Consider the following 25,249-nt stretch of genomic DNA (forward strand, 5'->3'; position numbering starts at 1 on the left):
CTGATGATTCGCGGCCATTGCCGGGTTTGCCGGGGTGAGGAGAAAACATGTTAGGCGTCATCCACGCGGATGCAGACCAGATCAAGCAATGGTTGCAACAGGCGAATATTCAGCATTACATCTGTGAGCACTGCCACGGCCTGCACCTGTCAGAATTGCAGGGGCGAGAAGGTGTGGTGGATGCGCGGCTGTTTGTGGAAGAGGATGGCGTGTTGCTGACCACGGAACTGGAAGTTCGGCCGGCGGCGCTGTTTGCAGTGCAAGCAGAGTTGAGCCGTCTGAATATGGCCTTTCCCTCCATCAAGCTGTTCCTTGACGTCAATGATGATTCCCTGCCCAGGCTGGTTGCCTGTGACCTGTTGTTGGGTCGCAGGGGGATTACGTTTGACCAGTTTATCTACTTCGTACAAGCCACCGTGGATGCCACCCTGCAACTGATGGATGAATGTCAGCAATTTCACTGGCTGATCTGGCCGGACGAAATGGATGGTGATGCTGCTCCTGGTGATGCCCTGCATTAGGAGCCTCCTGTGCACAAGACTGTGGATTGGCCCGAAGGCTTTGGCGCGGACCTCCATGAATATCTGATTCAGGAGCTGGTGGCGCGCGGCTATTGCGTCGCTCCGGGGTATTGCCCTCCTTCTCTGGTCCGGCAGCTTCGTGACGAAGCGCAGGCACGTGACGGTCTCGGAGAGTTTCGGCTTGCAGGCATTGGTCGCCGGCAGGAATTCCAGAAAGATACCCGTATACGCAGTGATCGGACCTGCTGGCTCAAGGGCGGCTCGCAGGCGCAAGCACAGTGGTTCGAGGCCATGGAGCAGCTTCGGCTCGAAGTGAACCGGGCCTTGTTCATGGGGTTGTTCGAGCTGGAATCCCATTTCGCCATTTATGGCCCTGGAGATTACTACCAGCGCCACCTGGACGCGTTTGCGGGCAACAATGGGCGTTTGTTGTCTGTTGTGCTTTACCTCAACGAAGATTGGCAGAGTGAGTGGGATGGGCGCTTGCGTATCTGGAATAGCCCTGATGCCAAGCTGGCAGACACAGAGGTTGAACCCCATGGGGGCACTCTGGTGGCCTTTCTGAGCGAGAAAATTCCCCACGAAGTCTTGGCAGCTACTCGGGAACGATACAGTATTGCCGGATGGTTTCGCTGCAACAACACTACTGCCGACTGGCTCGATCCACCACGCTGATCCTGGCTTTCCTGCTGGGGGCTGCGCCTGTCCATGCCCAGCTCTGTGGTGAGCCGGGTCGAGACGGTCAGGCGATCTCCGACCCCATTCTCAACAGTTATTTCACGGGAAGTGATGACGCTTCACTGGCGGCGGGAAGCCGTGAGCTGGTGTTGACTCGTGCCCGTGGTTCCTATCCGCTGCTTCCCGGCGATCTTGCCTTGTTGATGCAGGTGCAAGGGGCGACCATCAGTACCCGTAATGACCGTCGCTATGGCGTGCTGGCCTCCCACACGCTGAAGGCGGAATGGCTGCGTATCGACAGGGTTGACGGGGGGCGGGTGCAGGTAAAGGGCGCCGGGGCAGGCGGTGGATTGCTGCATGCCTATCACAACCAGCCCGCCGGTCCGGATCATGGGCGTGCCCGCTGGCAGCTTGTGCGGGTGCCCCAATTTGATGCCCTCACCCTGGATCAGGATGTACTGGCGTTGCCGTGGGATGGTTTTACCGGCGGTGTGCTGGCACTGGATGTGCGTCGCGGCCTGGCCCTGGCAGGCCATGCCCTGAATGTGGACGGGGCAGGTTTGCGAGGGGCGCCGGCGGTGTCGTTGCAGGGTGCGTTGGGGAATCCGGACGATTGGCGCTACAGCGCGCCAAACCCGGAGGATCAGGCGTTGGGCTATGGTCACCATGGCAGCAAGGGGGAAGGGATCGCCGGGACCCCGGTCATGATCGATCCGCAACAGCCAGGCTATCCGGAGGGTGGCATGGCGCGAGGCGCGCCAGCCACCGCAGGTGGCGGCGGTAACGCCATGGATATGTCCCATCGGTTGCTCGCCAGTGGTGGTGGCGGGGGTAACGGTCAACCCGGTCAGGCGGGCCAGCCGCAGTCAGGGGGTGGCCTGGGCGGTCACAAGGCTCCGCCGGGCCCCTGGTTGGGCAGTGGCGGTGGCGCCGCAGCCCGTTCGGTGGGCACGGGTGGCGATGGCGGTAGCGGTGGCGGCCTGATATTGATTCGGGCGGCGGCGGTGACCGGCCCTGGCGCTCTGACCTTGCGGGGAAATCCCGGCAGTGCAGCGGGCAAGGCCGGAGGCGGTGGTGGCAGCGGCGGTACCCTGTGGCTGGATATGCCCTCTGACGTGTCGTTGTCGCTGAAAGCGGATGTGTCCGGGGGGGCTGGAGCCGCGGGTGGCGGCAACGGCGGCGAAGGGCAGAGCTTGTCTGCTGATGGCCGGGAAGGTTTTCCCGCCTTTCCATTGTCAGGCGCTCAGGCCGGTTTCCGTTGTCGTCCGGCGGGACACTGGATTTCCGGTAGACTGTTTCTGGATAACGGCGCGGCGGATCCTGCCCAGGCCTTCAATGCCCGGTTTGACGATGGCGAACAACCGGTCGTTGCCCGGCAGCTGCGATTGACTGGGGTCGGTGTCCGCCCGCAGACCGTTTCTACGGACAGACAGGGACAGTTCAGCCTGCGTTTGTCGGAGGCGGAGAGTCGCGGTCAGTCCTTGCGATTGTCCTTGACCCTGGCGGACGAAGAGCGCTTGCCGGCGCTGCCGGTGTTGAATCGAGCGCCCGCAAAACAACAGGGGAAACAGCTCGAGTGGTCGCTGACGGCGACTCCGGACCGGCATTCCGGCCCGTTGGCGATAGGGCTGGTGACCTTGCCGCAGTGGCAGGGCGCGGCCTCCCAGTCCGTGCCCGTGGGTGGCAAGGCGGTGCTGACCTTCCGCTACCATGCCTCGGTGAGTGGGCAGGTGCACTTTACCAGCAATAGTGAGGCGGTCAGTGGGCTGCTCATGGACCGGGAATGTTCCGGCGACAGTGAGCGTTGGCAAACCGGCAGTAGCCCGGGCTGGAACGTGGTGGCCGGAGAGTTGTTATGCGTGCGGGTGCCGGTGGCATTTGACGGCAGCAAACGCACCGTCACCGTCATCGCCCGTACTCAGCCTGCTGGTGCGCCACAGGGCTTCTCGCTGCCGACACAGCGCGCCTCCACACAGCTTAATCCTGCTCACTGACCGTCTGTCCGTCGCGCGACAAAAGTTAGACAGATGCCTCTTGAAAGCCGGTTGGCTATCCCCATTTTCTGAATTGTGACAACAGACCGGTCTGACATTGTGCTCTGCTCTGAGAGTGCATGTCTGTCACACACAAACCTGTACGTTAAACCGTGAATCAGTGGATGCCTGCGGGGTCTGCTGCTGACGATGGAATGAGGATAGTGTGTATGAATACCGGATTTTCTCTTGCCCCTTTGTTTCGCCATTCCGTGGGCTTCGACCGTTTTGATGAGCTGCTGGATGCCGCGCTGCGTGCGGATCAGTCCAACGGTTTCCCTCCCTACGACATCATCCGCGAGAGTGATGGACGTTACCGCATCGTGATGGCGGTGGCGGGGTTTGCCCGCAGTGATATCGAAATCACGGTAAAGGAAAACGAACTGAAGATTCGCGGTAACCTGGCCAGCCAGGATGACAGCGAACGGACCTGGCTGCATCGTGGCATTGCCCGCCGCGCCTTCGAGCGCACTTTCAAGCTGGCCGACCACGTGGAAGTGGATGGCGCAGGCCTTGAAGATGGGCTGCTGACGGTCACTCTCAACCGTATTATTCCCGAGGAAAAAAAGCCCCGGGTGATCCAGGTGGATGGCGCGCCATCGCCTACAAAAAGTAATTGATCGCTAACAGTCTGTGACGCGTATTTTGTGACACAGTAAAGGGGCCGGTAAGGCCCCTTTTTGTTAGCGTCGAAAGGGTAGCTCAGGCGCCGATCCGCCATTTCAGTGGTTTTCTGCAAGGAGTCGCTGAACAACTGCTGGATTGGGGGTGTCTGGGTACGTATCGCAGCCACATCTTGTGGGACGGCCAGGAAGGCCGTGCGGTCCGAACATTGTCAGCCACAGGGAGAGGCATGCAATGAAACGTCTTTATTACTTCACCAAGTCCCTGACGTCCGTTCAGGGGATTACCCGTGATCTTCAACAAGTCGGTATCGGCGAAAATCGCATGCATGTCATGGGCACCGATACCATGGCCATTGCCCAGGCCCACGTGCATGGCACGACCACCTGGGAAGAAACCGACATCATGCATTCCGGGTTTATGGGCGCGCTCATCGGGATGGGCGTCGGTTTGCTGGCCGGATTCCTGATCGCCGGGGCAGACCCCTGGGGCATGCAACTGGAAAGCGGGGCCATCATTGGCGCCACCCTGTTTGGTACCTGTTTTGGTGCCTGGTTGGGAGGGTTGCGTGGGGTGTCTTCCCAGAATCACCATCTGACGCCTTACCTGGATCGGGTGGAGCAGGGAGACTACCTGATGATGGTGGATGCCGATGACGACCAACAGGCGGGCAGGGTGGAAAAGGTGATGAAAAACCACCGCCACGAAGCCGAAGAAGCCGGCCGTGAGGAGCATTTCAGCCCGTTCGATTGAGTGTGTTTCGTCTGGAAACACAGGAACGGTTTGTGGGAGGTTCTCTCTGCGGTTGACGCCCGCAGTTCGGGGGCCTCCACTGTCCTCCTCCTGTGGGAGAAGCCTGGGCGCCTTTATGCCGTTTCCAGCCAGGTGGCTGCCACATCCAGCATGCGCTGACTGAATCCCCATTCGTTGTCATACCAAGCTAGCAGTTTGAACTGCTGGCCAATCTGCTGGGTGTGGTTGATGTCCACGATGCAGGAATAGGGCTGGTGATTGAAATCCCCGGACACCAACGGCAGGTGATTGATCGCCAGCACACCCTGTAACGGGCCGTGGGCGGCGTTGCTCAGGGCTTCGTGCACGGCGTCGATCGTGGCGGGTTTCTCCAGGGTCACCGTCAGGTCCACCAGCGACACATTCAATGTGGGGACCCTGACCGCCAGCCCGTCCAGCTTGCCGGCCAGATGTGGCAAGACCTTGCCCACCGCGCGGGCGGCTCCGGTGCTGGTAGGAATCATGTTGACCGCGGCGGCACGGGCGCGCAGCAGGTCGCCATGGGCCTTGTCTACCAGATTCTGGTCATTGGTGTAGCTGTGTACGGTGGTCATCAGGCCTTGGCGTACGGTAAAGGCCCGGTCCAGTACCTCGACCAATGGAGCAAGGCAGTTAGTGGTACAGGACGCATTGGAGACAATCTGCTGGCTTGCCGTCAGCTGCTCATGATTGACCCCGTAGACCACCATGGCATCGGCATCGTCTACAGGATAACTGGCCAGCACCCGTGGTGCGCCGGCGTCCAGGTGGTGCTGGAGCTCGGCGCGATGCTTGAATTTGCCCGCAGCTTCAATCACCAGATCCGGTTTCAGGCTGGCCCAGGGCAGGGTGGAGAGTTCCGCACGAGAGAAACAGGGGATGCGGTGGCCGTCAATTTCCAGATGACTGCCGTCATAGTGAACCGAGTGAGTCCAGCGCCCATGGGTGCTGTCGAAGGCCAGCAGGTGGGCAAGCACGGTAAAGTCGGCCAGATCATTGATGGCCACCAGCTCAAAACGAGGGCTGGCCGGATGATCCTGCAGGGCGCGGACAATGCAACGGCCGATGCGTCCAAAGCCATTGATAGCAATACGAAATGTCCTGTCTGTATTCATCGTTCAGGCTCCGTCTACCATCCGTTTCCAGTGTAGACCCGGGCACCATTCTGCCGCCAGTCTGATCAAGCTTTGTTCAGATGGACGGCAGGATCCGGTGTTTTGCCGAGACGCCCTTGCAAAGCCACAAGGCTTTGGCCACAATGCGCGCTCGCTGTGCGGCTGTCACGCTGCGCGCGCGTTATGGTCGACCCGTCGGTCCCCCCGCAACGACAAGCTGTAAACCCCGCCAGGCCCGGAAGGGAGCAACGGTAGCAGTGGACTCGTGTGCCGGGGTGTGGCTGGCGGGAAGACCTCCTAATCCCGCTTCACCGCTTCTCGCAAATACACTCCCCAAACACGCTTCCCAAAACCGTTGCTCGCACTGTCCTCGCTTCGGGAACTTCGTTAGCATAAGCGACTGAATTTCAATTCCTTTGTCGTGGTGGCTGCGAAAGCTGCTGGAGTGCTATGAGTTATCAGGTCCTTGCCCGGAAATACCGCCCCCGTACCTTCGATGAACTGGTGGGGCAGGAGCATGTCTCGCGGGCACTGATGCATGCACTGGATCAGGACCGTTTGCACCACGCCTATCTTTTCACGGGGACCCGCGGGGTGGGCAAGACCACCATTGCCCGTATTCTGTCGCGCTGCCTGAACTGTGAGCAGGGCGTCAGCGCCCGGCCCTGCGGTGTGTGCCCGACCTGTCAGGAAATTACTGACGGCCGCTTTGTCGATTTGATTGAAGTGGATGCGGCCAGCCGCACCAAGGTAGAAGATACCCGCGAGCTGCTGGATAACGTGCAATACGCACCGACCCGTGGCCGATACAAGGTGTACCTGATCGATGAGGTGCACATGCTGTCAGCGCATTCGTTCAATGCGCTGCTCAAGACCCTGGAAGAGCCGCCTCCCCATGTGAAATTCCTGCTGGCCACCACGGATCCGCAGAAGCTGCCGGTTACCGTGCTGTCCCGCTGTTTGCAGTTCAGTCTCAAGGCGCTGCCTGCCGAGCAGATCGCAGGCCATTTGAAGGCGCTGCTCGACAAGGAAATGATTCGCTACGACGAACCGGCCTTGTTGTCATTGGGCAAGGCGGCTCAAGGCTCCATGCGTGATGCCCTGAGCTTGACGGACCAGGCCATTGCGTTTGGCAGCGAACAGCTCAGCAGTGAGGCGGTCAACGCCATGCTGGGTACGGTGGACCGTAATCATGTACTGACCTTGCTGGTCGCGCTGGCCGAGCAGGAGCCTGCAGGGGTGCTGGCTGCACTGGCATCAGTGTGTGAGCACAGCCCCGGTGAGCTGGCATTGCTGGATGAGTTGATCACCCAGCTCCATCAAATCGCCGTGTGCCAGGCGGTGCCGGGCAACCATGATGAGGCCGTATCGCAATTGGCCGCGGCGCTTACCGCAGAACAGGTACAACTCTATTACGACGTTGCCTTGCGTGGCCGGCGTGACTTGCAGGATGCACCGGATACCCGTGCGGCACTGGAAATGCTGTTGCTGCGCATGGTGCTGTTCACCCCCAAAGGTGTGCTGCCTGCCCAGGGGGGCGGCACTCCGGCAAAAAAGCCTGAAGCGGCGGTAGCGTCAGCCACGGCTGACGGGCGTCCGGACCTGCGTGCCTTGCTGGATGCGCCCCCCTCAGCGACAGTGGTGACACCGGCAGAGACTCAGACTGCACCGCCCGTGCCGGAACCCGCGGTGGCGCCATCGCCAGAAGCGATTCCGGCTCCCCCTGCAGACTCTGCTTCAGCGAGTCAGCCGTCACCAGAGAATGCCGTTTCTACCGCAGAGCAAGAGGCGCCGCCCTGGGAGGACGAACCGCCACCCTGGGAGGATGACGCACCTGCACCCGCAGAGATGCCGGAGCCCAACCCCACAGCGCCTGATCCCACGGCCAGTTCCGAGCCAGAACCCGAGGCGGAGCCTCTGGCGCCGTTACCGGAGCCGTCGTCGCCAAGCGAGGTGGCCCCCTGGTGGGCGTCGTTACTACAACGCCTCGATCTCGATGGCACGGTGCGCCACATTGCCCGCAATGCTGTGCTCGTGAGTCGGGATGATCCTCACTGGACCTTGCGAATCAGCACCGGGCACCAGGTGTTGGTGAACCGGGAACGGCTGGATGAACTGTCTGCGGCACTGGGTAACTACTTTCAGCGTCGCATCCAGGTACAGGTAGAATATGAGCAGCAAGCCGGGGATACCCCGGAGGCCATGGCCGAGGCCAGACGGCAGGAACTGCTTGTCGAGGCCACCCAAACCCTGCACCAGGATCCCGTGGTGCAACAGCTGGTTGGTCGTTTTGGCGGTCGGCTGGATGAAGACAGCGTCACCCCGAAAGAAACGGTGGAATAACCCGCAACGGGGAGGAGATAACCATGGATTTCGATATCAACTCTCTCATGCAACAGGCCCAGGCCATGCAAGAGAAAATGAAGAAAATGCAGGACGAGGCCGCCAACGCCGAAGTGACCGGCGAAGCGGGCGCGGGCCTGGTCAAGGTGATCATGAATGGGCGCCACGACGTGAAGTCGGTGAGCGTGGATGATTCCCTGATGAGTGAAGACAAGGAACTGCTGGAAGACCTGTTGGCAGCCGCGGTGAACGATGCGGTACGCAGGGTGGAAAAGCAGCAGCAGGACAATATGCAGAACATGGCGGGGGGCTTTCCGTTTCCGCCAGGCTTCAAGCTGTAAGGCGGCCAAGTGAAACACGCACCGCTGGTCGACCAGCTGATACATGCCTTTACCTGTCTGCCCGGCGTGGGGCCGCGTTCTGCACAGCGTATGGCGTATGCCTTGCTCGATCGCGGCCGTGAACAGGGCCGCCGTTTGGGCGATGCCCTGCATGCCGCCATGGACGGGGTGCAGCATTGCCAGCGGTGTCGCAATTATGCCGAAGCCGAGTTGTGCCCCATTTGCGAAAGCCCAAAGCGGGATAGTTCACTGATCTGCATTGTGGCCACGCCGGCCGATGTACTGGCCTTCGAGCAGTCCGGAGAGTATTTGGGGCAGTATTTCGTACTGATGGGCGAGCTGTCGCCGCTGGACGGGATTGGCCCTCGTGAGTTAGGCCTGGATGTGCTGGAACAGCGCCTGCAGGGTGGAGAAATCCGCGAACTGATTTTGGCGACGGGGACTACCGTGGAGGGAGAGGCCACCGCTCACTATGTGCTGGATATCGCCCAGGATGCCGGTGTGCAGGTGACCCGTATCGCCCAGGGCGTGCCCATGGGGGGAGACCTGGAGTTCGTCGACGGCGCCACCCTCGCGCAGGCGCTCAAAGCCCGCCGCCCTTTCGGTAGCTAGCAGTTACGAGCTACTGCTCGATTGGAATGGAAAACCCAAAATAGTTCCCGGCTTTTGAAGAACGGAAACGCCTGTCAGGTCGTTGAGTTCGGCGCCAAGAAATAACCCGAGCACTCCGTAGGAGCGGTGGTTCCACCGCGATGATGGTGGCGGAGATCGCCTGAGCGATTTCCGCCCTACGGGTGAGGCCGCAGCGGGAGAGACGCATCGCACGCTGTGTGGCCAGAAGGGGGAGCTGCGCATGGCTGCCAGACTCTCTCTGTGCAGGCACTTGAGAGACCAACCCACCCGAACAATCGTGCCGCAGGCGAACGCTTCTGCGGCAAGGCCTGGCTTGGCACCGCTCCGGCCTTGGTCTTTTGCCTTTCCTCGCAGCTGAAAGCGCGCAGCTGCACTTGTCCGTTATTCTCTGTTAAGGTTTCAGCCGAGCAAGCGCTTGGTTTATATCTTTTCTGCGAGGGAGGCCCTATGAGCGCACTGGACTATTTCAATGAAACTCACCAGATGGTGCGCGACACCGTCCGCAAGTTCGTGGAGCGTGAAATTCTTCCCCATGTAGATGACTGGGAAGAAGCGGGGGAGTTTCCGCGTGAGCTTTATGGCAAGGCGGCAGAGGCCGGGATTCTGGGCATCAATGCGCCCGAGGAGCTGGGGGGCACCGGTGAGGACGTGTTCATGAAGATTGCCGCCTGTGAGGAGCTGGTACGCAGCTCTTCCGGTGGCCTGTGTGCCAGCCTCGGTTCCCTGGATATCGGTCTGCCGCCAGTCTGGAAGTGGGGCAGTGAGGCCATGAAGCAGAAGGTGGTGCCCGAGGTGCTTGGCGGTGAAAAGATCTCGGCCCTGGCAATCACGGAACCCAATGGCGGCTCGGACGTGGCCAACCTTCGAACCCGTGCGGTCCGCGAGGGCGACCACTATGTGGTGAACGGTGCCAAGACATTCATTACCAGTGGCGTCAGGGCGGATTACTACACTGTGGCGGTGCGTACCGGTGACAAGGGGTACGGAGGCATCAGCCTGCTGCTGATCGAGAAAGGCACTCCCGGCTTCACGGTGGGGCGCAAGCTCAAGAAGATGGGTTGGTGGGCATCCGATACGGCCGAGCTGTTCTTTGAAGACTGTCGGGTCCCGGCAGAAAACCTGATCGGGCCAGAGAATGGCGGTTTCTATTGCATCATGAGCAACTTCCAGATGGAGCGTCTGATTCTGGCAGTAACCGCCAATAGTACCGCCCAGCTGGCATTGGATGAATGCCTGCGCTACGTGAAAGAGCGTGAGGCCTTTGGTCGTCCGCTGGCGGGCTTTCAGGTGACCCGCCACAAGTTGGCGGAAATGGCCACGGATATTCGTGCCAGCACCGAGTTCACCTATCGGGTGGCGGCACGCATTGCTGCCGGGGAAAACTGTGTTCTGGATGTGTCCATGGCCAAGAATGTGGCGACCCGCTGTGCCGACCGGGTGACCTACGACGCCGTTCAGCTGTTCGGTGGAAGCGGTTATATGCGCGGTACCATCGTTGAGCGCCTCTACCGGGACAATCGCATTCTTTCCATTGGCGGGGGCACGCACGAAATCATGAATGAGGTGATTGCCAAACAGATGGGGTTGTGAGTGGCAGGCGGCAAGCTATAGCGCGATTGAAGCTTGTCAGTGACTGAAATCAACGAGGCCGCGTCCAAACCCTGGGCGCGGCCTCGTTGCTTACGGACAAGGTTAACGTTGCCCGCGTTTCAACGTTTAACTTTCAACTGGCCTTCTCAGGTACACTCGGCACGGCTCTGATCCAGCTTGCAGCGAACCTTGCGCAGCATGTCGAGCATGGTCGGGTCATAGTAGCCTTCGGTACGCAGCTGGTCGCGGGCTTCCTGCATCAGCACTTCGTATTCCTGTTTGTCGGCATCCGGAATCTCTACCCACCAGCGCTGATCGACCTTGGATTCTTCTTTCTTCAGCTGATCCAGGATGCGGTCCAGGTTGTTGTAGAAATACTCGCGGGATTTCTGGGCAGTTTCTGCCGGGAAGGCCTCTTTCTTGGCAATCAGCTGGATGGTGAGCTGAACCAGCGGGTAGTTAATGATACCGCCATCCGGAGACAGCCCCTTGTACAACTCCAGTGCCTCGTAGGCCGCCAGCGGTGCTGCGATTACGTCGACCACGCCATTGTTGAACTTGGTGGAGAAGTTGGTGATGTCCGATGCCACCGGGGTCGCGCCCACCTGTGAGACCAGCTTGGCCTGGGTTTCGTCATATTCGAGTACCGCTACGCGCTTGCCCGCTGCCTTGGCCAGGGTATTCACTTCCTTGTCGTTAACGAAGACATAGGCTGCACCTGCCGGGGCGATACCCATCACCTGATAGGAGCCCTGTGAGAGTTTGCCGGCGCTTTGCGGGTGAGACAGCACCTGCAACACCAGACGCATGTGATCCATGGTCGGGATGGCGCCGATGGAGTCCACTGTACCGGAAAACTTGTTGAAACCGCGGCCGCGGATACCGGTGATCAGAGCGGCTTCACATACCCCCGCCTTCAGGTCTTCGGCGGCGATAGCTTCATTGGTGTAAGGAATCAGTTCGGCTTCCAGGCCCCAGCCCAGAGCGGCGGCCTGCCAGTCTTTCATGGCACCCATCATGGGCCCCACATTGCCGACGATATCGAAAACACAGATCTTGGTCTTGGTGGCGGCCTGGGCGGAGAAAGGCAGTGTCAGGGCACAGGCGGCCACAAGGGAGGTGAACAGTTTCTTCATCAGTATTTCCTGCTTGTTATTACTGGTATGTCTGCTGATGCGCAGCGGCTGGTTTCGATACTAGAGATTAGCAGAAGGAAAGGAAAAACCCCTTGCGTCAGATTATGGAGCATTTGGGTCAATCCGGTCAGGGAACCTTTCAGCTACGCCTTGACCTGCGTATTTCGCCGGGGGTATGGCCCGTCCAGCTCCGGTAGGCTTTACTGAAACTGGCCTGGTCGCTGTAGCCAAGGTGCTCGGCAATTTTTTCCAGCGGCATGTCGGTTTCTTCCAGATAGCGAGTGGCAAAGGTCTCGCGAACTTCATTACGTATGGCGCTGAAGGCCTGATCGGCGAGCCCCAGGTGTCGGCGGACAGAGCGGGGACTCATTCCCAGTTTCTGGGCGATACGTTCCAGGCTGCTGTTGCGACCGGGCTCACGCATGATTTCCTGACGTACCAGAGTGGCAACGCGCAGGCTGTCGGTTTTTTCGAGGTCTTCCCGGGAGCGGGCGGCAGCCAGGTAGCCTGCGACGCTGGCATCGTCGTCGCGGATCTGGCGACCGGACAGGGGCATCAGTACACGGTTGGCCGGACAGTTGAAGCGCACAGCCACATCGTTGGCCAGTTGCTGCCAGCCTAGGGATTTGCCCGGGCACGGGAAGTCGAACTCGAAAGTGAAGCGGCGGCATACCAATGACGCAAGGGCATGGATGCTGCCCATATAGATATTGGCGATGGTGGGTTTGAGCTCTCCGAAATCCCAGTTGTCGTGCAGACGGATGGAAATCAGGTCCCCGGAGCAGTGGATTTCCATGTCCATCAAGGGCAGGGATACACGCAGGTATTGCACTACCATGTTCACCAGCTTGCGAAAATCCTGCTGGCCGAGCAAGGCAAAACCGAACAGGCCGTGTCCTTGCAAATCCAGTTCCTGTCCAAAGCGAAAGCTGGAGGTCACATCATCCAGCAGTTTTTCGCCCTGACCCAGTAACTGACAAATCTGTTTAACCGAAAGGTAGGCATCAGGGTTTTCAAGGATGGCGGACTCAATTCCGGCATTTTCGAGCACGATCGTTCCATTAATTCCGCGTTTCTGGACAAACCGTAAATACCGGCGGGCATAACGAACGGAAATCAGCGGAACGTCGAGAGCCATTCCATTGTTCTTCATTTTTTTACCCGACTTTTTTACCTGGGAGTTTTGTGGAGACTCCCTGGAACCTGTTGTTGTTATAGGTGAGAACCGGGTCTCACTATGTCGATTTTAACAAAAAGCAAAAAGGAGGTTTGCCTTTTTTAACAAAAAACTGGCCGCTTTAACTATTAAGCCATTGACCATAGATGGCCATGATGTCGGCCGCTTTTATCGCATAAAAATAAACATGGAGCGAGAAAATGAAAAGGGAAAAGGCTGCTTGTCTTAAGGCACGTTATGTACCTATTTCTAAAGTATCAGTTCCAGTAGTGAGAAGAATGTATGAGATATATTCTGGGTACTACGAAAATATAAGCTTGGAACTGTTTTGCCAGGATTTGGGAGAAAAAAATGGCGTGTTTTTGGTGGAAGATCGCTCTACCAAGCGCGTGGTAGGTTTTTCGACCATGAAGACCTTGCACATGAAAGCGGGCAACCGCGTGGTGAAGGGGGTGTTCAGTGGTGACACGATTCTCGAAAAGGAATACTGGGGTAACAAGGCGCTGCATGTTGCCTTTTTCTTCCGCATGATTCGCGAAAAACTTCGCCATCCTTTTCAACCGTTGTTCTGGTTGCTGATTTCCAAGGGATACAAAACCTATTTGCTGATGGCAAATAATTTCCACAACTATTATCCAAGTCCGGAGCGTCACTGCGAGAAACTGGAAGGGTTGGTGGATAATTATTGTGAGCGCCTTTTTAGCGATTATTATCGAGCCGAAAAGAAAATTCTCGATTTTGGTGATGGCTACACCCACCTCAAATCCGACGTGGCAGGGATCACCGATGACATGCGCCAGCGCAACGTAAAAATCAATTTTTTTGAGCAGCGTAACCCGACCTGGGAACGGGGAACGGAGTTGCCTTGTATCGGTGAAGTCAGCTATTCCCTGATTTTGCATTACCCGTTTACGTTGTGGAAAAAACTGCGCCGCAAAACCAGCGAAACGATCTCTGCGGTCCCGGCCAATAATTAAAAAACGGGGGCTCCCATGCTCGGACATCAACTGCTCAAGCTGGCCACCTGGCCCGGCGAGCGGCGTTTCGCCCATTCCCGTGAAAACATGGAACAGGTGCAACGCCATAATCTGGCAGCACTGCTGAAACAGGTTTGTGCTTCTGCGCGTCACGCCGATGGAGCGTTGCAGGCGGATATGAGCTGGGAGCAGTTTGCTGCCCGTCAGCCTGTAACCGATTACGACCATTGGCGTGAGGCTATCGAGCATAGCCGTCTACAGGGTGGGCCAGGGCTCACGGCCTCGCCGGTCAGTCGTTATCAGCCTACCAGCGGCTCCACCTCAGCCATCAAATGGGTGCCCTACACCCGCCAGTTCCTGGCAGAACTGGACAACGCCATCAGTCCATGGGTGGTAGACCTCTATCGTCAGTTTCCGGGTCTCAAGCGTGGCCGCCATTATTGGTCCATGTCCTGGGTGCCCACGGCACTGCGCGAGTCCATGAGTGATGAGATCAATGATGACCTGCAGTTGATGTCGCTGGGCAAACGTCTGCTGGCAGGGGCAACGCAGTCGGTACCGCAAGAGGTATCGCTGGCGCGCACCTCTGACGATTCGTTGTTCTCGACACTGGCTTATCTGGCGGCAGATGAGTCGCTGTCCATGATGTCTATCTGGAGCCCGACTTTTGGTCTGGGCATGCTCAAGGCCATGGCCCAGTGGCGTGAGGAGCTGGCCGAGGTGCTTGCCACCGGGAAGTGGGGCACTCGCATGCTGGGCGTGGAGGGGGCCGGGTGTCCGGTTTCTCACCGAGCAGCCAGTTTGCTGAGGCAATGGGATGGCCGCCTTGGGGCTGACTTTTTCATGGCGCTATGGCCGCGACTGGCGTTGGTCAGTGCCTGGGACACGGCGGCTTCTGCGCCCTGGGCCAGGCAGCTTCACGGGCTCCTTCCTCAGGCGGCGTTTCAGGGCAAGGGCTTGTGGGCCACCGAAGGGGTGGTGACGATTCCTTATCAGGGCCAGCACACACTGGCTTATCGAAGCCATGTGTACGAATTCCAGGACCCGGAGGATGGCTGTATTTATGCGCCCTGGGAGCTGGAGCCAGGTCAGCAGGTGATGCCGCTGCTGAGCACGGGTAGCGGGTTGTTGCGTTATCGGCTGAAAGACCTGGTCAAGGTGGAGGCGTTGAGCCAGGGCGTACCGGTGCTGACCTTCCTTGGACGGGCGGGCACAACCGACCTGGTAGGAGAGAAGCTGACGGCTCCGGTGGTGGAATCAGCCATTGCCGGTCTTGCGCTGCCGCCGACGGCGACCCCGGTGTGTACCGTGGGTGTGGAAGATGCCGGTGAGGGTAAGCCAGGCTACTTGCTGCTGCTCGAGGGGTATGGCTGTGATGGCCCGACGCTGGCGCGTCAACTGGATGCCGCGCTTCAGGAGCACTTCCATTACCAGCTGGCCCGTAACCTCGGACAACTGGCGCCGGTGCGCTGCATCGTGCACGCCAACATGCGCGAGCGTTATCTGCATCAGTGTCGGCAACGGGGCATGATCGAGGGCAATATCAAGATGGAGTCCCTGCAGCACTGGCCTGGCGCCTTGCCTTTGTGGCTGGCACGGGCAGCGAGTGAATCCGGTGCTGAGCAGGAGACTGTCTGATGAGCTACCAGATTCGTCCTGCCTGCGCCGCGGACAATGAAGCGATTCTCTCCCTGCTGCAAGGCACGCCCCAGCAAGGCGCAGTTACCCTGAATTTTGAGCGGCAGCCGGATTATTTTCGTGGCGCCAAAGTCACCTGTGAACAGCCGGATGTGTGGGTGGCCGAACCCCGCGATGCCCGCGGCAAGGTCAGTGCTGTTTATAACGTGGGTTGGCGGAGCCTGTGGATCAATGGCGAGGTTCGCCGGGTGCGCTATGCCCACGATCTGCGTATCGATCCGGAATACCGGAATGGCATGATTTTGCATCGCCTGTTTCGGCAACTGCGCAAACAGCTTGCTGAAGGAGAGTGGATGCAGACCACCGTACTTCACGATAACCAGGCGTCCCTGTCCACTGTCGCCAGTGGGCGAGCCGGCCTACCGGTGTATTACCCGGCCGGCACCATTGAAACCAGCATGCTGTATACCCGCGCCCGCAAAGCCCGCTTACCAGCGGATATCACTCTTCGCCAGACCAACGAAGTGGATTTGCCTGAGATGGCGACACTGCTGAATCGTCAGGGCCGGCAAAAACAGTTCTTCCCGTACTGGGATGTCCAGCGGGTGCGTGGTGATGACTACTTTTACGGCATGGGCCCTGGCAATTTCCTCGGCTTGTGGGTCAAGGGGGAATTGAAAGGCTTGTTGGGTTTCTGGGACCAGAAAGCCATCAAGCAGACCCGTGTACTGGGTTATGCCAAAGGCATGGGGCTAATGCGTCATTTGTATAACTCGCACAGTATGTTGCGTGGCGGTATGCGTTTGCCTGCGCCCGGTGGCGTGCTGTCTTACCTGACGCTGCACAGTCTGGTCGTCGAGAACGATGACCCGGAACTGTTGCGGTTGTTACTCGATCATGCAGTGAGTTTTTTCCATGGCCGTTTTGATGCCCTGGTGTGCGGTTTTTTTGCCAATGATCCGTTGGCGAAGGTCCCGGCGCGTTACCGCCGGCGATTGTTGCTCAGCGAACATTTTCTGGTGAGCTTTGATGGCGACCCCCGTGAGCAACTGGACAGTGACCGCCCCTGGTATGTCGAGGTGGCGCGACTGTGAGTGCTGCAGCAACCGATTACATCGGGATGTGGTATCGCGCCCGGGCGCGTCTGGGCGTGGATGACCGCATCGAGTTCATCTTCATCGATCCGGCTTCCGGGCAACGGCGAACCGTGGCCCTGCGACATCGTGACTATGATGGCGTGGCGGGGATTCTGGTGGCGGCCCGGGAGGTCGGCATGCGAATGCCCATGGTGCCCTCAGGAAAGCGGCGCAAGGCGCCGCCCTTCTGGCAGCGCTGGCAGTCACCGGCTGAATCCCGTGAGCCTGCCGAGCTGCAATGGCGGCGTTTCGGGGTGGCTGATGGCGAGAATAATGCGCCGTTGGTGAAGTGGCTTAACCCGCAGCAGACCCGGGCACTGTACCAACGTGCGCATCAACAGAAGGTGTCGGTAAACAGCTTGCTGTTGCTGGCGCTTCACCGTGCAGTCTCCGATACCTTGCTGGTGAAAGGGCAGCCTGGCAGTTGGTGCTTTCCGGTGAACATGCGCAATGCGGTCACTGTGCCCCGTCAGGAAATGAATCTCTCCAGCGCGTTCTATTTAACCGTGGACGAAAACGACACCCCTTCGCGCATCGACCGCACCATACGCCAGAACCTGAAAGCCAACGTGCACTGGCGCTACTGGCATCTGGCCCGTATTGGGCGCTGGATCGGTCAGCGCGGAGTGAACTGGGTGTGCAGCAGATTGCTGAACGGTCCGCAGCATTGTGGATCGTTTTCCAGTCTGGGCGAATGGCAAATGGATTTTATGTCGGCAGGCATGGCACCGGATACCGTGTTTGCCTGCTGTGGCCCGGGTAGTCCCAACCACCCCGTCGCCAATGGTGTGACCGTGGTTAACGGTTGCATGAGTCTGGCACTGAAACTTCATCCTTCTCTGGGCGCTGGCCATGCCCAGGCCGAACAGTGCCTGCAACGCTGGATCAACTGGCTGGGAGCTGATGCATGAAAGTACCTTTCAGTTTGCGAACGCTGGTCGCCCTGGTGGCTGCCGGGGTCATGGTTCTTGCGGTGGTGTCGTTGTACATGGTGCCACCCGCCCAGCCGGATATCCGGCAGCAAGACAATGTGCTCTCGCTGGATACCTGGTCGGTGAAGTGGAGCGACGTGGTGATCCCCGTGCACACACAAGGCATGGTGCGGGCGCGACATGAATTGCCGCTGAGTCTGGAAGTCTCCGGACGAGTCGAAGAGGTGTCCCCGGCGTTTGCAGATGGCGGTCGGGTCATGGCGGGTGATGTGTTGCTTCGTCTGGATCCTGAGCCTTTCGAACTGGAAGTGGTTTCCCAGCAGAATGCCGTCCATGCCGCACGCTTGCACGTGGCAGAGACCAAGGCTCGCGCCCGGGTGGCGGGGGGCTCCAGTCGTTCCTCGGCGCTGGGTCGCTTCGAGCCGCAGATGGATGAAGCCCGTAGCCGGTTGGCTGCCGCGAAGGCAGGGCTGCGTCAGGCCCAGCGTCAACTCGAACAGACCGAACTGGTGGCGTCGATCAGTGGTCGCCTGAAAGGGGTTCAGGTAATGCCCGGGCAGCACCTGCAAGCAGGGGCGGTACTGGGGCAGCTGTATCAGGAAGATCTCGTGGAGGTGCGCTTGCCGGTGCGCGATGACTGGCTGGCGTTGCTGGGCATTGTGCCCGGAGATGATGCCAGTCTGGATACGGTGAGCGCCCGGTTGAGTGGACGATTTGCCGGCCGTCAGGGGCATTGGGAGGGCAAGGTGGTACGCCGGGAAGGCGGGCTAAACCGCAATCAAATGATGCACCTGATCGTCCAGGTGGCAAATTTTGAACAGGATCTGCCGTTGGAGCCCGGGGTGCTGGTGCAGGCAGAGTTGCGAGGCGCGCCTACCGCGGCGGTGGCCGTGCTGCCACGGTCTGCCCAGGCCGGTGAAGACAGTATCTGGGTACTGGATGACGAGAAGCGTCTGCGGCGCCAGTCTGTGGCGATCCTGCACTACGATAACGAGAGCCTCTATGTTCATGATGGTGTGACGACCGACACTCAGGCGGTACTGGCGGGCGATCTGCAACTTCTCGAAGGGATGCGTATTCATCCCAATCCACCGCCGGCGGGTCTGGCCACGGTGGATGGGACGCGTCAATGAACCGCGCGATCGCATGGTTTGCCAATAATGGGGCGGTCGCCAACCTGTTGATGATGACCCTGCTGCTGGCGGGGGTGTTAGCCATCCCCCACACCCGTCAGGAGACCCTCCCTAACGTCCCGCTGGATCGCATTGGCATTTACGTGGCCTGGCCCCAGGCCACGCCTGAAAATGTGGAAGCTCTCGTTTGTACCCCAGTGGAAACCGCCATTGATGATGTGGAGGGCGGCACCGATCTGATCAGTGAATCCCGCGAAGGCTTGTGCTCCGTGCAACTGGATGTGTTGGAGGGCCACGACACTCGCACGGTACTGGAGCAGATTCGCACCCGTCTGGAAGGGCTGGATAGCTTACCGCAAGGAGCCGACCGCCCGCGTGTCCAGGAACTGATCGTGCGCAACCGGGTGGTGCGGTTGCTGATGAGTGGCTCGTTGTCACGCAAGGATATTTATCAGCTGGCCCAGCAGGCCCGGCGCCAATTGCTCAACCATGACGCGATTTCCAGTGTGGATATCGAGAACCTTCCCGAACGGGAAATGGCCTTGCAGGTCTCTCGTGATGATCTCTATCGCTATCAGTTGACCCTGGAAGGGATGGCCGTGGCGGCGTCGCAGAATGTCCAGAGGGTGGCGGGAGGGTTGCTACGTAGCGAGCGTGGCGACTGGCTGCTACAGACTGGACAACAGCCGGGCGATGCCCAGGCCTACGAAGCCTTGGTGATTCGCCAGTCGGATCAGGGGGATTTGTTGCGGCTGGGGCAAGTCGCCCATGTGGAAGACGGTTTCTCGAGGGATAACCAGGCGGCATGGCTGGACGGCCAGCCAGCGGTAGCTCTGGATGTGTACCGGGTTGGCGACCAGAATGTGCTTGCGGTGGCCGATGCCGTGAAGCAGTGGATGCATGACACGGACTTGCCCCAGGGGGTCAGCGTAAGAATCTGGAGTGACGATGCCCGTCAATTCCAGGAGCGCTCCAATCTGTTGTGGCGCAATGCTCTGCAAGGGTTGGTGTTGCTAACGGTCGTGCTGGCAATTTTCCTGACCCTGAGGCTGGCAGGTTGGGTGGCATTGGGCATCCCGGTTTGTATGCTCGGGGCCTGTGCCCTGTTGCCGTTATTGGGGGAATCTTTCAACACGATTTCCCTGTTCGCTTTTATTCTGGTGCTCGGCATCGTGGTGGATGACGCGGTGATTGTCGGTGAAAGCATTGACCATCAGCGGCGCCAGGGGATGACGCCTTCCCAGGCCGCCATCAGCGGGGCGCAGCGCGTGGCCAAACCGCTGTTGTTTGCCGTGCTGACGACCTTGTTTGCCTTTGCTCCTTTGTTGTTCCTGCCCGGGCCGGAAGGGGCCTTGATGCGGGTGATCCCGGTGGTCTCCATTGCCATTCTGGTGTTGTCACTGGTGGAATCGCTATGGATTTTGCCGGCGCACCTTAGTCATAGCCGCGCTCCCCGGGGGATCTGGTTGAAGTCGGAGGTACTGGCTAACCGTATCAATGCTGGCCTGGAACGGTGGCTGGATGTCCGTGCTCGTCCATTGCTGCGACAAGCGCTGCATTGGCGCTATGTGTTGGTGGTGGTGTTTGTTGGGCTGTTCCTGTTTTGCTGCGCGTTGGTGAACAGCGGTTGGCTTACCATGGTGCTGTTCTCGCGAGTGGAAGGTGATCGGGTCATGGCCGAAGTGGTGTTTCCGCAAGGCACCGGCGATGCCCGTCTGTTTCGTGAAGTGCAGTCGCTGGAATCTTCGGCCCGTGAACTGGGGAAGGGGCTGAACGACGCCAGTGCTCCGGTGAGCATAGATGCGGTGTTCGCCGAGCAGGGGGTACGCCAGAAAACGTCCAATGCCCGTGATCCTGGCGCCCGTTTTCGGGTCAGGGTCACCCTGGCAATCAGCGGGGATACTGGCGCGCTGACGCCGCGGGAACTGGCCGCCCGATGGCGTGATGCCCATGGGGCGATACCGGATGCCTTGTCGGTGAAATTCCATGCCAGCCTGATGCAGGTCAAACCGGATATCCATATCAATCTGTTCCATCCGGATCTGGCCACCCTCCAGCAAATGAGTGAACAGGCGGCGCTGGCGCTGGCCCGTATGGAGGGGGTGCACGAGGTCGCCAATAACCTTCATGCCAAGCGCACTATCGTGGATATTTCTCTGAACGAGGCAGGAAAGCAGGCCGGCTTGCGTGCAGAAGAAGTCGGCAAGCAGGTGCGTAATGCCTTTCACGGGATTGAGCTGGATCGCTGGTTTGAACAGGATCAGGAAGTCCCGGTCATGTTGAGGCTTGCCCAGCCAGACAGCCGCCATCTGGTGGACCTGGAAAAACTGCCGGTGCAGATGCCCGGTGGCGATATGACGGTGTTGGCTGCTGTGGCAGACCTGTCCCGTCGTCAGGCGCCGGCCATGATCAGTCACTACGATGGGCGCCGCAGTGCCACTGTCAGTGCGTTTGTCGATGAGCACACCACCTCTCCGGCGTTGGTCATGCAACGCCTGAGAGGCAACTTGCTCGACCCGATGATGGCTAACGACAGTGCGGCGGGTTGGACCGTGGCAGGCAAACAGGCGGCGGTGAAAGATTTTCTGGACCATTTGTCGATCAGTTATGTCATTGCCCTGGCGGCGATTTTCTTTCTCCTGACCGTGCTGTTTGGCGGTTACGGCCAGCCCCTGCTGGTGATGGCAGCGATTCCGTTTGGCATGGTCGGGGCTTTCCTGGGGCATTTTCTGCTGGGTTACAGCCTTACCCTGTGGTCGCTGGTGGGCGTGATTGCGGTGAGCGGGGTCGTGGTCAACGACAATCTCGTGCTGATTGATGCCATTAATGAGCTCAAGGCAAAGGGCAAGGGACTGCGTGATGCGGTGGTGGAAGGCGTCAGTGGCCGTTTACGGCCGGTGATGTTGACGTCCATCACCACGTTTGCCGGTGTCGCGCCACTGATGCTGGAAACCAGTGTGCAGGCCCGCTTTCTGATCCCCATGGCAGTGGCGTTGGCATTTGGCGTGCTGTTCGCCACGCTGGTCAGCCTGTTGCTGGTCCCGTGCCTGTTAGTGATTGGCCATGATGCGCGCGTGGCCGTGCGTCGCTGGATGGCACGCTGGCAGGCTCCGGTGGCATCGGAAGCGGATACGGTGGAGGTGGCCTATGAACGGGGGCAGCTCACCGCCTGGTGGGGCGCCAGTAATCCCTATCATGACCCGGTGCTGCGTTCTGCCTGGGAGGCCGGACATCAGGATCACGGAAGTGAAAGCGAGACGCCTCAGCACGGGCAGACTTGAGGCGGTTCTGTGGCGGAAAGCCGGATTGGGCTATTTTTCGCAACGTGAAATGCGTTTCGGGTAGCCAGGGATAGATGTCCACAAAAAAGCCCGCCCCGGCTTCCCGGGGCGGGCTTTTTGCGATGAGGCAATGCTAACTGTTATGCCTTGCCCTGGTTGGCAACTGCTTCCGCCGCTGCTGCCACTGCCTCGGCGTCGCCCAGGTAGTAGTTCTTCACGGCTTTCAGGTTGTCGTCCAGCTCGTAGACCATGGGTACCCCGGTAGGGATGTTGAGCTTGACGATTTCCTCGTCGGAGATGTCGCCGAGATACTTCACCAATGCGCGCAGGCTGTTGCCGTGGGCGCAGATCAGTACCTGCTTGCCCGCTTCGATTTGCGGTTTGATCTCACTTTCGAAGTAGGGCACGAAGCGGTCGACGGTGTCCTTGAGGCTTTCGGACAACGGAATCTGCTCTTCGTTGAGGCCTTGATAGACACGGAAGTTGCCAGCGTAACGCTCGTCATCACGCTCCATCTTCGGCGGCGGGGTGTCGTAGCTGCGACGCCAGATATGCACCTGGTCATCACCGTACTTGGCCGCGGTTTCCGCCTTGTTCAGGCCCTGCAGGGCGCCGTAGTGACGCTCGTTGAGGCGGTAGTCACGGATGACCGGGATCCACATCTGGTCCATGGTGTCCATGATGGTCCACAGTGTGCGGATAGCGCGCTTGAGCACGGAGGTGTAGGCGACGTCGAATTCGAAGCCGGCTTCCTTCAGCAGCTCGCCAGCGGTACGGGCTTCCTCACGGCCTTGCTCGGTCAGATCCACGTCTTTCCAGCCGGTAAAGCGGTTTTCCTTGTTCCAAACGCTCTGGCCATGGCGGACCAGTACCAGTTTCGTGCTCATTCGGTCATTCCTGTGCGGGTTTTCAGTGCGGCGCAAAGCGTAGCAGAAAACCGCCGGGAAATTGAGTTCCACAGGTCGTATAATCGTCGCGAATTCAGTTTCAGGCGGTTTCATGGCTTATCTCTGGTGTGACACAGACGACGCAATTCGCTCCTGGCTGGCCGATCTGGCCCCGGGCAGCCCGGTGTATCTGGACACCGAATTCATGCGTGAGCGGACTTACTGGCCCCAGTTGGCACTGGTTCAGGTGCATGACGGGCAGAGCATCCGTCTCATTGATACCACCCGGGTCAGTGCCGAGGCGCTGTCACCATTGTTCCAGGCGCACACGCTGGTGATGCATGCCTGCTCGGAAGATCTGGAGGCGGTGGCGGCCTTTACCGGCCATTATCCCGCCCGCATTGAAGATACCCAGATCGCTGCAGCCCTTGGTGGTGAGGACATGCAGCTGGGCTATCAGAAGATTGTCCAGATGCTGATGGGGGTTGAGCTGCCGAAAGGCGCCACCCGTACCAACTGGCTGAAGCGCCCCCTGAGCGACGAACAACTGCATTACGCAGAAGATGATGTGAAATACCTGCCGGAGGTGGCGGCTCAGTTGCATGATCGCCTTGCAGAACTGGGCCGGTTGCCCTGGTGGCAGGAAGAGTGCGATCGCCTGCTGGCGCAGGCCAGCAAGGAAGAAAAGCCGGAAAAAGCCTGGCGCAGTGTCAAAGGGGCGGCGTTATTGCCGGATCATGCCCGGGCGGCCCTGTCAGTACTGGCGCCGTGGCGAAACCGCATGGCCCGCGAGCGCAACCTGCCCAAGAGCTTCGTGATCAAGGATGCCCAGCTATTGGAGCTGGCCCGTGCCAATCGCACCGACCGGGGGATGCTGGCGGACGTGGGGCTGCACCCGAAATGCATCCGCCGGGATGGCGAAGCCCTGCTGGCCCTGCTGGAAGAGGGGCGCACCGTGACGCCGCCCCCACCGCTGCCCGGGCCGCCGGATGCCCGCGAGAAAAAGCTGGCCAAGACCCTGCGTGGCAAAGTGGGGCAGGTGGCCGAACAGGTGGGGCTGAAGCCGGATGTGTTGATGCGCCGACGATGGCTGGAGGCACTGATCCGTCACCCGGAGCGCGTCCCGGAGCCCCTCACGGGCTGGCGCGAGGACATTATTACCAAGCCGTTGCTGGAGTTACTCTGATGTTGCAGGGCAAGTTGTTTTGCTCGATCTACAAGACCCGCAAGAAGACCGGGATGTACCTGTTTGTCGACCGCCAGAAAGGTCTCAAGGATCTGCCGGAAGTACTGCTGCAGCAGTTTGGTGCGCCGATCCATGTTAACGACATGATTCTCTCCCCGGACCGGCCGCTGGCCCGTGCTGATGTGCAACAGGTGATGGACAAGATCCGCGAGCAGGGCTTTTACCTGCAAATGCCTCCGCCGCCAGATGAAGACCTGTATCTGGCCGAGGGGCACCCGGATCGGCCCCGGGGGCTGGATGCCTGACGCCGGGTTGCGTGACCGTTTCTGGGAATTGCCTCTGGCGGAGCTGTCGGCGCCGGAGTGGGAAGCCCTGTGCGACGGTTGCGGGCGGTGCTGTCTGGTCAAATTGCAGGATGAAGACACCGAAGAGCTGGTGTTCACCAATCTGGCGTGCCGGTATCTCGATGCCGGACGATGCCAGTGCCGGGTTTACAGCAACCGTTTCAGCAAGGTGCCAGACTGTATCCGGGTTACCGAAAACATTGCCCGCAATACGGACTGGTTGCCGTCAACCTGTGCCTATCGCTTGCGCGCCCTGGGCCAGCCTCTGGCAGAATGGCATCCGCTACTGAGTGGTGATCGCGCCAGTGTCGCCAAGGCAGGGATCAGCGTGGCCGGCAAGGTAGTGTCTGAGCAGCTTGTACCCGAAGACAATTGGGAAGACCATATTATTCACTGGGTAGACTAACGTGCTGCCCGAAAGTCGTCAGGAGTCGTTGTGACAACGAATGCATATCTGTGGGGCTGGTTTGCCTACCTTCTTGGCTGTGCCGGTGTTCTGTTTGTCTGGTGGTGGTTGACCCGCCCGTTAGCCGTGTGGGCCAAGGTGCCGTTACGCATCGTGCTGGCGGCCTTGCTGGTGACGCCCTGGTCTGTGTCGCCTGAGCACGATGAATGGGCGCCGGCCTGGGTTGTCAGCCTGTTTGATGGTCTCGCCCAGGAAGATATCAGCCTGTGGCGCGCGGGCGGTCCTTTGCTCGGCATGCTTGCCGTGGCGCTGGTGGTGGCGTGCCTGGAAGTCTGGCGTCAGCGACGCAAGATTGCGGTGCAGTAGT

Annotated in this window: 23 protein-coding genes and 1 other RNA gene; 20 read left to right on the plus strand and 4 right to left on the minus strand. The window is 59.5% G+C overall.

Annotated elements, in window-relative coordinates; genetic code table 11:
• Positions 1-47 precede the first annotated feature (47 nt).
• The 5 genes from D4A39_RS00645 (at position 48) to D4A39_RS00665 (ending at position 4,609) form a co-directional block, all read left to right on the plus strand.
• Entirely contained in the window at positions 48-521 is a 474-nt protein-coding gene (locus D4A39_RS00645; RefSeq protein WP_022983866.1) for a YbjN domain-containing protein, read from the plus strand.
• A 9-nt stretch (positions 522-530) separates the two neighbouring features.
• Entirely contained in the window at positions 531-1,196 is a 666-nt protein-coding gene (locus tag D4A39_RS00650) for a 2OG-Fe(II) oxygenase (protein WP_022983865.1), read from the plus strand.
• A complete protein-coding gene (locus tag D4A39_RS00655) occupies positions 1,145-3,193 on the plus strand; it encodes a hypothetical protein (protein ID WP_022983864.1) in 2,049 nt (682 codons plus the stop codon). The genes D4A39_RS00650 and D4A39_RS00655 overlap by 52 nt, the downstream gene beginning before the upstream one ends.
• A gap of 209 nt (positions 3,194-3,402) precedes the next feature.
• Positions 3,403-3,852, plus strand: coding sequence for an Hsp20 family protein (locus D4A39_RS00660; RefSeq protein ID WP_022983863.1), 450 nt, complete (start codon positions 3,403-3,405; stop codon positions 3,850-3,852).
• A gap of 238 nt (positions 3,853-4,090) precedes the next feature.
• Entirely contained in the window at positions 4,091-4,609 is a 519-nt protein-coding gene (locus D4A39_RS00665; protein WP_022983862.1) for a hypothetical protein, read from the plus strand.
• A gap of 113 nt (positions 4,610-4,722) precedes the next feature.
• On the opposite strand, the gene gap is transcribed toward D4A39_RS00665, so the two are convergent.
• Positions 4,723-5,742: a type I glyceraldehyde-3-phosphate dehydrogenase gene (gap, locus tag D4A39_RS00670; RefSeq protein ID WP_022983861.1), complete on the minus strand. Its 1,020-nt coding sequence runs from the start codon at positions 5,740-5,742 to the stop codon at positions 4,723-4,725.
• 193 nt (positions 5,743-5,935) lie between these two features.
• Between gap and ffs the strand changes: the two genes are divergently transcribed.
• The 5 genes from ffs (at position 5,936) to D4A39_RS00695 (ending at position 10,649) form a co-directional block, all read left to right on the plus strand.
• Positions 5,936-6,032, plus strand: an RNA gene (gene ffs, locus D4A39_RS00675) — signal recognition particle sRNA small type.
• Positions 6,033-6,192: 160 nt separating this feature from the next.
• Positions 6,193-8,085 (plus strand): DNA polymerase III subunit gamma/tau, encoded by a 1,893-nt coding sequence (gene dnaX / locus D4A39_RS00680; RefSeq protein ID WP_022983860.1) that lies wholly within the window; start codon positions 6,193-6,195, stop codon positions 8,083-8,085.
• 23 nt (positions 8,086-8,108) lie between these two features.
• Positions 8,109-8,426, plus strand: coding sequence for a YbaB/EbfC family nucleoid-associated protein (locus D4A39_RS00685; RefSeq protein ID WP_022983859.1), 318 nt, complete (start codon positions 8,109-8,111; stop codon positions 8,424-8,426).
• 9 nt (positions 8,427-8,435) lie between these two features.
• Complete coding sequence (gene recR, locus D4A39_RS00690) at positions 8,436-9,038, plus strand: recombination mediator RecR (RefSeq protein WP_022983858.1); 603 nt, start codon at positions 8,436-8,438, stop codon at positions 9,036-9,038.
• 468 nt (positions 9,039-9,506) lie between these two features.
• Positions 9,507-10,649, plus strand: a complete 1,143-nt coding sequence (locus D4A39_RS00695) for an acyl-CoA dehydrogenase family protein (protein WP_022983857.1) — start codon at positions 9,507-9,509, stop codon at positions 10,647-10,649.
• 146 nt (positions 10,650-10,795) lie between these two features.
• Here the strand turns inward: D4A39_RS00695 and D4A39_RS00700 are convergent, their stop codons facing one another.
• Together D4A39_RS00700 and D4A39_RS00705 are read right to left on the minus strand one after the other, a co-directional pair.
• Positions 10,796-11,785 (minus strand): putative solute-binding protein, encoded by a 990-nt coding sequence (locus tag D4A39_RS00700; RefSeq protein WP_119917323.1) that lies wholly within the window; start codon positions 11,783-11,785, stop codon positions 10,796-10,798.
• A 139-nt stretch (positions 11,786-11,924) separates the two neighbouring features.
• Positions 11,925-12,938 carry a helix-turn-helix domain-containing protein gene (locus D4A39_RS00705; RefSeq protein WP_031225781.1) on the minus strand — a complete coding sequence of 338 codons (1,014 nt, stop codon included), beginning with the start codon at positions 12,936-12,938 and terminating at the stop codon, positions 11,925-11,927.
• A gap of 224 nt (positions 12,939-13,162) precedes the next feature.
• Between D4A39_RS00705 and D4A39_RS00710 the strand changes: the two genes are divergently transcribed.
• Genes D4A39_RS00710 through D4A39_RS00735 form a run of 6 tightly spaced genes read left to right on the plus strand, consistent with a single transcriptional unit; the run spans position 13,163 to position 22,059 of the window.
• A complete protein-coding gene (locus tag D4A39_RS00710; protein ID WP_233552376.1) occupies positions 13,163-13,939 on the plus strand; it encodes a hypothetical protein in 777 nt (258 codons plus the stop codon).
• Positions 13,940-13,954: 15 nt separating this feature from the next.
• Positions 13,955-15,577: a GH3 family acyl-acid amido synthetase gene (locus tag D4A39_RS00715; RefSeq protein ID WP_119917325.1), complete on the plus strand. Its 1,623-nt coding sequence runs from the start codon at positions 13,955-13,957 to the stop codon at positions 15,575-15,577.
• Positions 15,577-16,671 carry a GNAT family N-acetyltransferase gene (locus D4A39_RS00720; RefSeq protein ID WP_119917326.1) on the plus strand — a complete coding sequence of 365 codons (1,095 nt, stop codon included), beginning with the start codon at positions 15,577-15,579 and terminating at the stop codon, positions 16,669-16,671. The genes D4A39_RS00715 and D4A39_RS00720 overlap by 1 nt, the downstream gene beginning before the upstream one ends.
• A complete protein-coding gene (locus D4A39_RS00725) occupies positions 16,668-17,624 on the plus strand; it encodes a hypothetical protein (RefSeq protein ID WP_119917327.1) in 957 nt (318 codons plus the stop codon). The genes D4A39_RS00720 and D4A39_RS00725 overlap by 4 nt, the downstream gene beginning before the upstream one ends.
• Entirely contained in the window at positions 17,621-18,778 is a 1,158-nt protein-coding gene (locus tag D4A39_RS00730) for an efflux RND transporter periplasmic adaptor subunit (RefSeq protein ID WP_022983850.1), read from the plus strand. The genes D4A39_RS00725 and D4A39_RS00730 overlap by 4 nt, the downstream gene beginning before the upstream one ends.
• Positions 18,775-22,059 carry an efflux RND transporter permease subunit gene (locus D4A39_RS00735; RefSeq protein ID WP_022983849.1) on the plus strand — a complete coding sequence of 1,095 codons (3,285 nt, stop codon included), beginning with the start codon at positions 18,775-18,777 and terminating at the stop codon, positions 22,057-22,059. The genes D4A39_RS00730 and D4A39_RS00735 overlap by 4 nt, the downstream gene beginning before the upstream one ends.
• 140 nt (positions 22,060-22,199) lie before the next feature.
• Here D4A39_RS00735 and gpmA read toward each other — a convergent pair whose 3' ends face one another.
• Complete coding sequence (gpmA, locus tag D4A39_RS00740) at positions 22,200-22,946, minus strand: 2,3-diphosphoglycerate-dependent phosphoglycerate mutase (RefSeq protein ID WP_022983848.1); 747 nt, start codon at positions 22,944-22,946, stop codon at positions 22,200-22,202.
• Between the two features lie 112 nt (positions 22,947-23,058).
• On the opposite strand from gpmA, the gene rnd reads away from it, so the two are divergent.
• Genes rnd through D4A39_RS00760 form a run of 4 tightly spaced genes read left to right on the plus strand, consistent with a single transcriptional unit; the run spans position 23,059 to position 25,248 of the window.
• The gene (rnd, locus tag D4A39_RS00745) at positions 23,059-24,132 is read left to right on the plus strand and encodes a ribonuclease D (protein ID WP_022983847.1); all 1,074 of its coding nucleotides are present in this window, start codon (positions 23,059-23,061) and stop codon (positions 24,130-24,132) included.
• Positions 24,132-24,437: a YcgL domain-containing protein gene (locus D4A39_RS00750; protein ID WP_022983846.1), complete on the plus strand. Its 306-nt coding sequence runs from the start codon at positions 24,132-24,134 to the stop codon at positions 24,435-24,437. Before rnd ends, D4A39_RS00750 begins: the two co-directional genes overlap by 1 nt.
• Positions 24,430-24,882, plus strand: coding sequence for a YcgN family cysteine cluster protein (locus tag D4A39_RS00755; RefSeq protein WP_022983845.1), 453 nt, complete (start codon positions 24,430-24,432; stop codon positions 24,880-24,882). The genes D4A39_RS00750 and D4A39_RS00755 overlap by 8 nt, the downstream gene beginning before the upstream one ends.
• 30 nt (positions 24,883-24,912) lie before the next feature.
• Complete coding sequence (locus D4A39_RS00760; RefSeq protein WP_022983844.1) at positions 24,913-25,248, plus strand: hypothetical protein; 336 nt, start codon at positions 24,913-24,915, stop codon at positions 25,246-25,248.
• The last annotated feature ends 1 nt before the right edge of the window (position 25,249 follow it).

It is taken from the genome of Alcanivorax profundi (genome assembly GCF_003597125.1).
GTDB classification, from domain to species: Bacteria; Pseudomonadota; Gammaproteobacteria; order Pseudomonadales; family Alcanivoracaceae; genus Alcanivorax; species Alcanivorax profundi.

Bases quoted from the DNA above. Each gene is read 5' to 3' on its own strand.
- D4A39_RS00645 (WP_022983866.1), top strand. From the start codon at position 48: ATGTTAGGCGTCATCCACGCGGATGCAGACCAGATCAAGCAATGGTTG.
- D4A39_RS00655 (WP_022983864.1), top strand. From the start codon at position 1,145: ATGGTTTCGCTGCAACAACACTACTGCCGACTGGCTCGATCCACCACG.
- D4A39_RS00660 (WP_022983863.1), top strand. From the start codon at position 3,403: ATGAATACCGGATTTTCTCTTGCCCCTTTGTTTCGCCATTCCGTGGGC.
- D4A39_RS00665 (WP_022983862.1), top strand. From the start codon at position 4,091: ATGAAACGTCTTTATTACTTCACCAAGTCCCTGACGTCCGTTCAGGGG.
- gap (WP_022983861.1), bottom strand. From the start codon at position 5,742: ATGAATACAGACAGGACATTTCGTATTGCTATCAATGGCTTTGGACGC.
- dnaX (WP_022983860.1), top strand. From the start codon at position 6,193: ATGAGTTATCAGGTCCTTGCCCGGAAATACCGCCCCCGTACCTTCGAT.
- D4A39_RS00685 (WP_022983859.1), top strand. From the start codon at position 8,109: ATGGATTTCGATATCAACTCTCTCATGCAACAGGCCCAGGCCATGCAA.
- D4A39_RS00695 (WP_022983857.1), top strand. From the start codon at position 9,507: ATGAGCGCACTGGACTATTTCAATGAAACTCACCAGATGGTGCGCGAC.
- D4A39_RS00700 (WP_119917323.1), bottom strand. From the start codon at position 11,785: ATGAAGAAACTGTTCACCTCCCTTGTGGCCGCCTGTGCCCTGACACTG.
- D4A39_RS00705 (WP_031225781.1), bottom strand. From the start codon at position 12,938: ATGAAGAACAATGGAATGGCTCTCGACGTTCCGCTGATTTCCGTTCGT.
- D4A39_RS00710 (WP_233552376.1), top strand. From the start codon at position 13,163: ATGAAAAGGGAAAAGGCTGCTTGTCTTAAGGCACGTTATGTACCTATT.
- D4A39_RS00715 (WP_119917325.1), top strand. From the start codon at position 13,955: ATGCTCGGACATCAACTGCTCAAGCTGGCCACCTGGCCCGGCGAGCGG.
- D4A39_RS00720 (WP_119917326.1), top strand. From the start codon at position 15,577: ATGAGCTACCAGATTCGTCCTGCCTGCGCCGCGGACAATGAAGCGATT.
- D4A39_RS00730 (WP_022983850.1), top strand. From the start codon at position 17,621: ATGAAAGTACCTTTCAGTTTGCGAACGCTGGTCGCCCTGGTGGCTGCC.
- D4A39_RS00735 (WP_022983849.1), top strand. From the start codon at position 18,775: ATGAACCGCGCGATCGCATGGTTTGCCAATAATGGGGCGGTCGCCAAC.
- gpmA (WP_022983848.1), bottom strand. From the start codon at position 22,946: ATGAGCACGAAACTGGTACTGGTCCGCCATGGCCAGAGCGTTTGGAAC.
- rnd (WP_022983847.1), top strand. From the start codon at position 23,059: ATGGCTTATCTCTGGTGTGACACAGACGACGCAATTCGCTCCTGGCTG.
- D4A39_RS00750 (WP_022983846.1), top strand. From the start codon at position 24,132: ATGTTGCAGGGCAAGTTGTTTTGCTCGATCTACAAGACCCGCAAGAAG.
- D4A39_RS00755 (WP_022983845.1), top strand. From the start codon at position 24,430: ATGCCTGACGCCGGGTTGCGTGACCGTTTCTGGGAATTGCCTCTGGCG.